Genomic DNA, 8,173 nt, shown 5'->3' on the forward strand with positions numbered 1-8,173 from the left:
CACAGCGTAGGTTGGGTTGAACGAAGTGAAACCCAACAACTTATCGGCGTTGGGTTTCGTTCCTCAACCCAACCTACCGGAAATTTATGTGGCCGAAAATATGACCAAGGCCTGAAAACTTTTCCAGCCAGTCGGAAACAAAATTTATGGCGGTGGCATTCTTGGCCAATATGGCAATGGCTGTTGCACCGGTTATCAAAGATGCGTTAAACGCTTGTGACATATCGCTGCAGCAGCTTTCACTTAAATTCATGGCTGTTGCGGACCCCAGGGCTGACAACATCCATGTCAGCCTTTTTTGTTTTAAATTAGCGCCCTTTGGGCGGGCTGTTCGGTGCTGGGTACTGGGTACTGGGTGCTGGGTGCTGGGAAATGGAAATTCCTATACTATTTAAATTTTTTGTGAGGATTTTTTAATGATATTAGACAGACTGCCGGATAAAGACCAATTTATCAAACTTGCCCAATCCGCCAATGTCATACCTGTGGCCACAAGGGTGCTTGCAGACAGTGATACGCCCGTATCCATTCTGCAAAAATGCTATGAAAAGGACAAGGCGTGTTTCCTTTTAGAGAGTGTGGAAGGTGGCGAGCGCTGGGGCCGATACAGTTTTCTTGGGGTTTGTGCCTTTGGGCATATCAAAATTTTTAAAACCCATGTCCTTGTGGAAACCCGCCACGACACACAAAAAATTGATCATGACAACGATCCGTTAAGCGTAATGCGGGAGGTTATCAAAGGATTTACCCCTGCTGATATCCCGGATCTGCCGCGGTTCTGGAGCGGGATCACCGGCTACTTTGCCTATGAGATGGTCTCTTTTTTTGAAAATATTGACGTTGCCCTGCCCGAGGGCACGCCATACGGCCACTTTATCATTCCCGAGCAGATGATCATCTTTGACAATATCAAACAAACCCTGACCTGCCTGAATATCTGTTACCTGTCCAGGACAGATGACCCGGCCACGGTCTATGACAATGCCAGGGATAATGTTGAGACGCTTGTGAAAGATTTAAGAAAACCGCTTGTCCCCGGGACCCCTCCCCCTGTTGCCGATACCCAGCTTGTACCTGAAACACCGGCTGAAGCTTACATGGCAGGGGTTAAAACCATCAAGGACCATATTGTAGAGGGAGATATTTTCCAGGCCGTATATTCCCAGCCCTTTTCATGCCAAACAACGGTTGATCCCGTATTGATATACAGGGCCCAGCGCTACATCAACCCGTCACCTTACATGTTCTTCATGAATTTCACGGACCGGGTGATTGCCGGCTCGTCCCCTGAAACCATGGTGCGCCTTGAAAACCGGGTGGCAACCCTGCGGCCCATTGCCGGAACAAGGCCCCGGGGTAAAACCGAACAAACGGACCGGGCCCTGGCCGATGATCTGCTCAATGATGAAAAGGAAAAAGCCGAACATGTCATGCTCATTGATCTTGGCCGGAATGACCTTGGCCGGGTAGCCCAGGCCGGCACGGTCCAGGTGACGGACACCATGGTCATTGAACGCTATTCCCATGTCATGCACCTGGTCTCTAATATCACTTGTGATCTGAAAGAGGAATGCGACGCCTTTGATCTTTTCAAGGCCACCTTTCCGGCAGGCACCTTGTCCGGTGCGCCGAAAATCCGGGCCATGGAGATCATTGGAAAGCTTGAGAACCGGCAACGGGGTGTTTATGGCGGGGCTGCCGGGTATATCTCCTTTACCGGCAATATGGACTTTGCCATCACCATCCGCACCGCTGTCATGGAAAACGACACATTGACCGTCCAGGCAGGGGCCGGCATTGTCTACGATTCAGATCCTGAAACTGAATTAAACGAATGTATCAACAAGGCCAAAAGCGTTGAGATGGCATTAAAACTTGCGCTGTCACAAAGCCCAAAAGGATAGTAAAATATGAAAACAGCAATAATAGACAACTACGATTCCTTTACCTTTAACCTGGTGCATTATGTGCTGCATACAGGGGCACAGGCAGAGGTTTTCAGAAATGATAAGATCAGCGTGGCGGAACTTGAGGGTATGGGGTTTGATGCCGTTATCCTGTCACCGGGACCGGGCAGGCCTGAGGATGCGGGCATCTGCCTTGAACTGGTACAAAAGCTGTCAGGAAAAATGCCTATTCTTGGTGTGTGTTTAGGGCACCAGACCATTGCCCAGAGTTTTGGCGGCACCATTATCCATGCCAGGACCATTATGCACGGCAAAACATCCATGGTGGAAGCAAACGGCAAACACATTTTTTCAGGCATCAACAAACCCTTTAATGTGATGCGTTACCACTCCCTGGCGGTTCAGGAATCAGACCTGCCCGACTGTCTGGAAGTGACGGCCAGAACCCTGGACGGGGAAATCATGGGTATAAAACACAAAGACCACCCCACCCAGGGGGTTCAGTTCCACCCGGAATCGTTCATGACCACCGTGGGAAAACGGCTGATCAGAAATTTCATCAAAGGAGCATAATATGGATTTTACAGGGTACCTGAATACCATCGTAAACAGACAGAATCTTAGCCAGGACCAGATGGCAGACATGCTGGACACTATTTTCTCAGGCCGGGCCACCGAAGCCCAGGTCGGTGCATTCATGGCGGCCCTGGCCACAAAGGGCGAGACATTTGAGGAACTGGCCGGTGCGGCCCGGGCCATGCGGACCAAGGCGGTTCGGGTTCAGACCCTTGCCAAAAAGGTCATTGACACCTGCGGCACAGGCGGTGATGCCTCGGGGTCATTTAATATTTCCACCACAACGGCCTTTGTTATTGCAGGGGCCGGCGTTACCGTGGCAAAACACGGCAACCGGTCGGTCACCAGCAAATGCGGGTCTGCGGATGTGCTGGAAGAACTTGGAATTAATTTAAGTGTGGACCCTGAAATTGTGGAAGAGGCCATCAACGAAATCGGCATTGGGTTCATGTTTGCGCCCCTGTACCACGGCTCCATGAAGTACGCCATGAAAGCCCGCACGGAATGCAAAATCAGAAGCATTTTCAACATGCTCGGCCCCTTGACCAACCCGGCAGCCGCCTCATGTCAAATCCTTGGGGTATATGCACCGGAATTGACGGAAATGTTTGGCAAGGCATTGGATCTGCTGGGTGTGGAAAAGGCCTTTGTGGTCCACGGCCATGACGGTATGGATGAGATGACCACCACAGACCTGACCCGGGTGACGGAACTCAATGACGGCATGATTAAAACCTATGATGTGGACCCCTTAAGCTATTTTGACGAATACGCCGACCCCAAGGATCTTTTGGGCGGCGATGTAAAGCGCAATGCCGCCATCACCCGGGCCATTCTGTCCGGGGAAAAGGGTCCGAAACAGGATATTGTCCTGCTTAATGCAGGTGCCGGCCTTGTGGCCGCAGATGCTGCGCCCACCATTGAAAAGGGTATTGAGCTGGCTTTAAGATCCATTGAAACAGGGGCGGCCATGGAAAAACTTGAATTGTTGGCGGATTATACCAAAGAAAACGCGTGAATAGAAAGGCAGATAAATAAATGAAAGGATTTCTCAACGCTGTTGTTGATGTTAAAAAAGAAGAAATAAACCAGGCTAAAAGCACAATTCCCTTGACCGCCATTCGCCATGATGCGGAACATACCCCTGCCCCGGCCTCTTTTGCAGATGCCATGGCAGACTCAACCCGTGAAGCGGTAGGGATCATTGCCGAGGTCAAAAAAGCATCGCCCTCCAAGGGGGACATCAGAACCGATCTTGACGTGGCCGCCTATGCCAGGGCCTACACCCAGGGTGGTGCCAGGGCCGTATCAGTGCTTACGGAATCAAAGTATTTTAAAGGCACGCTGTCCGATCTGGAACTTGTGTGTCAAAATACAAATCTGCCCGTACTTCGAAAGGATTTTATCTTTTCCGAATACCAGATTTATGAAGCCAAAAAGGCCGGGGCGTCTGCCGTGCTTTTGATTACCACCCTGCTCGATCCGGCCCAACAGGCAGAGCTGACCCTTCTGGCCCGGGAACTTGGCATGGAGCCGCTGGTGGAGATCAATTCAGAATTTGAATTTGAGCAGGCATATCAAGCCCAGGCCCGGGTGGTAGGCATTAACAACCGAAACCTGGCCACCCTTGAGGTGGACACCAGTGTGGCAAAACGTGTGGCAAAAATTTTTCCTGATGACATCATTCCCGTAGAGGCCTCGGGCATTTCCGGTCGTCCGGGTATTGAAGCCGGCATTGAAAACCGTATTTTCAATTTCCTTGTGGGAGAGAGCATTGTGCGTTCAAAAGATCCTGCCCAATTTATCAAAACCCTTCTTGGCATCAATAAAGAGGTCGGTATATAGTATCTAAAATTTTATACTATTCTTTATTAAAATAAAAAATCTAATATTCAAAATAGCTGGATTGATCTCTGGATATTTGCCATAAGAAATTCGGGTACCACATATCGTATTTCTTGCACCGTTTAGCCACAATATATAGACACCATAGCCATAAAAAGTGCTTATAGCAAATATCCAGATTGATCTATTTTTGGTTGACAAAAATCAACTATTTCGTTATTTTGAAAGATAGTTCTTTGAAAAGGTAAATGGTTGTGCCTAAAAACCATGGCATGTAAAACCTTACGGGTAACAATTTTTCAAACATAAACAATTTCATTAGCGAGAACCAAGCCAATAAGATTGTTAGTAATGGAAAATTAAAGCGCATAATATTTCACTTGAAACGTTATGCTTTGGGAGAGACCCCCGCTATTTATAAAATGGCGTAAGCTATATATTTGTATAGCAAAAAATGCATCGGAAGACGAACAGCCATGACGCACTTTCCTGCACCGATATGGCAGATACCGGCCCAAAAGCACAATGTGCTGGTAAAGATATGCGGCCTGACCCTTGTGGACAATGCCCTGGACTGTGTGAACGCCGGCGCGGATATCATCGGGCTCGTTTTTTTTGAAAAAAGTCCCCGGCATGTAACCACAGCCCAAGCCCGAGACATTGCCCAAGCCCTGCCCCAGGGCGTGCCGGCCTGCGGCGTATTTGTCAACGAAACCTTTGATACGATCATGCAGACCGTTTCTGCCTGCGGGCTTGACATCGTACAGCTGCACGGCGCAGAATCCCCTGAACTTGCCGACCGGTTATCCGCCCAAAACCTTGTGGTGACCAAAGCGTTTTTTGCAGCAAGGCCCCCTAAACTTTGTGACACGGAAAAATATAAATCCGCCGATTTTTGTCTGGCCGAATACGGCAAAGGCATACTTCCCGGGGGAAATGCAGAAACCTGGGATTACGACCAGGCCCTTGCAATGGCAAAAAAGGTGCGTGTGATGCTGGCAGGCGGACTTAACCCGGAAAATGTCGCAGATGCGGTTGCAAGGATACGTCCCCATGCCGTAGATGTCTCCTCGGGGGTGGAAAAAGCAAAGGGGATTAAGGATATTTCAAAGGTCAACGCCTTTATCAGGGCGGCAAAATCCGTCTCTATTTGACCAATAAATTACTCCCGGGATATATCTTATCCTCAGGCGTCAGATTGTTCAATTTGCGTATGGCTGCCACAGTGGTGTTATATTTCTGGGAAATGGACCACAGGGTTTCACCCTTTTGAACTGTATGAAACTGACCGGTCTTCTTTGGTGTCACGGCTTTTTTCTTTGTTACCTGAACTTTTTTCTTGGGCGCAACTGCCGGTTTCTTCACTTTAGGCTCGGGTTTGCCAACATTTTTTGGGGGAGGTGTCGAGGCAATAACAGCCAATTTGCTTAATCTGCCTTCAAGTTTGTCCATACGCTCAGTTAAGGTGTCAAGCTTGTTCACACGCTCAAACAGGGTGTCAAGCTTTAGATGTACAGCTGTTTCGATTCGTGTAATCCGTTCATCAAGGTTGGACACGACCTGTGATCCCGAAGAAGATGCGATTTTTGCCAAAGAGATTTCAAGCGCAGAGATGCGATCCTCAAACCCCGGGGCGATCTGACTGACCTGATCTTCCCCTTTAGTTAAAACAGCGTCCTGTTCACTGTTCTCCGGTGTAGATGCCCCCTTGAAAAAAAAGAAAAAAACCAAAGCTGTAACCAGCAGGGCAGCCATAATAATCATGGTAAATTCATTTTTTTTCAGTAATGAGGTGCCCGGCTCAAGGGCTGACACTCCGGGTTCATTTTTTTGGGGGGTTGTCTCTTTTTTCATTTGTCTGGCTCCTCAAAGAAGATATCTTAATGCCTTTTAATAGCATTTCAGTCTCTTATTTCAAGCCCAAACAATAATTTTAATAATTTTAGTGTGCTTGTATGATGTCATCTATATCAGTGCACAGCATATTTTGCTGGTAACAGCCTGTCAAGCACACCTTATCAGCCGGTCTGGCATACCGGATATAAAAATTGAAGTCCTGAAGCCTGGCGTAAAACTGTAAAAATACCGCCTTATCGGTTTCCAGATTGACCCGGCATCTATCAAGCAGTTGAAAGGCATTTGCAGCATGGTGAACCATAAGATAAAAGCAGGCTGCTGACAAATATTTGCAGTTTATCTGCTTGTATAGTTCCGGATAAAATTTGGAAACATAGAGACTGCCTGAAAAAATTTCGTGGGAAACGATTAACGTTTTTGAAATCTGTTTTCCTGTATGCCTGTTGCAAAGAAAATATTCCATACAGGTGTCATCCCTGGAAAAAGTCAATAAAAAACGATTATTCAATTTGGGAATCTGCTGATTTAAAAAATTGTTTTCCCCGGGGGGTAGTGCAATCATTTTCAACGTTCTGTTACCCCTGCCTGGGAATCCGGCATAACCCTGTATCCCCTTTAAAACCAAATTGTTCATACCAGTTACTTAACACTTTGAAATCCTTGCGCGAAAATGTTTCATTGGGGGTAAAAGCGGGATTGGCACTGAGCCGGATATTAAAACAGTCGGCTTTCCGGCACAACTCCAAAAGCATCTGTGTACCGCTTCCGTTTTGGAGAACAAAGGCCCTTAGATGATGAATGTGTACAGTCCTGTTTTGGGAAACACCCGCATCTAAAGCGATGGCACCAATGGATTTTCCATAAACATTTTGAAAAATAAACGAATGGACCTGTGAGTCATTCCCGGTCGTTTCATAACCGGTAAGGCGCCTTTTGTATTTATCATAAAAGTAATCGATGTATTCCTGTTCCCGGGATACCGGGCGCGTCTGCACTGATTTATCTGAATCCGCCTCAATAAATCCATGATCACCAGAGGAATCCACCCGTGAGAACGCAGGTTCCAACGGATTATTTACATTTAAGATATCTTGGCCTGAAAGCCACAACGAGAATGGATCAATTGTTTTCAGACAATTGAACATCGCCTGGGTCATCTCAAAGGGAAGCGTTTCCAGTTTCAATTGCCTGCCAAAATCAGCAAAAAGTGATCTGGCAGATTCAAATATAAAATTTCTGGCAGACGAGGATTCAATTTCATCATCAAACGTTCCTGAATCAAAAATTTTTTTGCAAAGAGATGAATCCATGCTGTTCCATGCACGACAGATAAAAGGGCGGACCTGATAGATGCGGCACATCCCGTTTTCCAGAAAAATACAAGGCAACGTATCTTTGATTGAAAAAAGGGTACTATCGGATTTCCCTTGGATCAGTTCAAGTCGCTGCTCAATTTTCTCCATAAGCAGAAAAATCTGTTTTTGGGTAAAATTTTTATGAATAAAGGAGACGATAAGCAAGGCTTCAATGGGCAACACATCTATCTGGGAATGACAACAGTAACTGCAGCCTGGCCCACATGCCACAGCAGGGCTTTGATTCGAACGTTCAAGGGCGTTAACAATATCATGGGCATATGCCATGACATCCTTTAACACGGGAATAATTGCGTCATTGATAAAACCGTTGTAAATTTTTTCCCGGAACTGATTTATCAGGATATCTTTGAATGCGTTATGGCACGAGTCGCCTGGGACTGCTGTCATAGAACCTCTCCAATGTAAGACAGAGAGGATTCTGTAGCAAACCAAAAGGCTGTCTGAACTTACTCAATAATAATAATAAAAATTGGCGGCAGACTAGGTTATAAAATCTAATTAAATAGTAATCAAAAGTATTTAATTTACGATTCAATTAGAGTTTTTTATTAAAATGTAAACACCTTAAGTGGCTGAAACCCGCAGCCTCTATTCCTTATCTTTGTAAGT

The 8,173-nt window shown here is 46.7% G+C and carries 9 protein-coding genes; 6 read left to right on the forward strand and 3 right to left on the reverse strand.

Going from position 1 to position 8,173, the window contains the following annotated elements; all coding sequences use genetic code 11:
* Positions 1–146: 146 nt before the first annotated feature.
* The 6 genes from HXW94_RS09335 (at position 147) to HXW94_RS09360 (ending at position 5,482) form a co-directional block, all read left to right on the forward strand.
* On the forward strand, positions 147–395 hold the full coding sequence (locus HXW94_RS09335; protein WP_178366632.1) for a hypothetical protein: 249 nt from the start codon (positions 147–149) through the stop codon (positions 393–395).
* A 21-nt stretch (positions 396–416) separates the two neighbouring features.
* Complete coding sequence (locus HXW94_RS09340; protein ID WP_178366633.1) at positions 417–1,904, forward strand: anthranilate synthase component I family protein; 1,488 nt, start codon at positions 417–419, stop codon at positions 1,902–1,904.
* 6 nt (positions 1,905–1,910) lie between these two features.
* Positions 1,911–2,480, forward strand: coding sequence for an anthranilate synthase component II (locus HXW94_RS09345; protein WP_178366634.1), 570 nt, complete (start codon positions 1,911–1,913; stop codon positions 2,478–2,480).
* Between the two features lies 1 nt (position 2,481).
* On the forward strand, positions 2,482–3,501 hold the full coding sequence (gene trpD, locus HXW94_RS09350) for an anthranilate phosphoribosyltransferase (RefSeq protein WP_178366635.1): 1,020 nt from the start codon (positions 2,482–2,484) through the stop codon (positions 3,499–3,501).
* Between the two features lie 20 nt (positions 3,502–3,521).
* Positions 3,522–4,328, forward strand: a complete 807-nt coding sequence (gene trpC, locus HXW94_RS09355; protein ID WP_178366636.1) for an indole-3-glycerol phosphate synthase TrpC — start codon at positions 3,522–3,524, stop codon at positions 4,326–4,328.
* Between the two features lie 476 nt (positions 4,329–4,804).
* The gene (locus tag HXW94_RS09360; RefSeq protein WP_178366637.1) at positions 4,805–5,482 is read left to right on the forward strand and encodes a phosphoribosylanthranilate isomerase; all 678 of its coding nucleotides are present in this window, start codon (positions 4,805–4,807) and stop codon (positions 5,480–5,482) included.
* Here the strand turns inward: HXW94_RS09360 and HXW94_RS09365 are convergent.
* The 3 genes from HXW94_RS09365 to HXW94_RS09375 form a co-directional block, all read right to left on the reverse strand.
* Complete coding sequence (locus HXW94_RS09365; protein WP_178366638.1) at positions 5,475–6,182, reverse strand: LysM peptidoglycan-binding domain-containing protein; 708 nt, start codon at positions 6,180–6,182, stop codon at positions 5,475–5,477. The genes HXW94_RS09360 and HXW94_RS09365 overlap by 8 nt on opposite strands.
* 88 nt (positions 6,183–6,270) lie before the next feature.
* Positions 6,271–6,747, reverse strand: a complete 477-nt coding sequence (locus tag HXW94_RS09370) for a hypothetical protein (protein ID WP_246293813.1) — start codon at positions 6,745–6,747, stop codon at positions 6,271–6,273.
* Between the two features lie 13 nt (positions 6,748–6,760).
* The gene (locus HXW94_RS09375; protein ID WP_178366640.1) at positions 6,761–7,951 is read right to left on the reverse strand and encodes a YkgJ family cysteine cluster protein; all 1,191 of its coding nucleotides are present in this window, start codon (positions 7,949–7,951) and stop codon (positions 6,761–6,763) included.
* Positions 7,952–8,173 lie beyond the last annotated feature (222 nt).

Origin of the sequence: Desulfobacter latus (assembly GCF_013389365.1) — a bacterium.
Lineage (GTDB): Bacteria > Desulfobacterota > Desulfobacteria > Desulfobacterales > Desulfobacteraceae > Desulfobacter > Desulfobacter latus.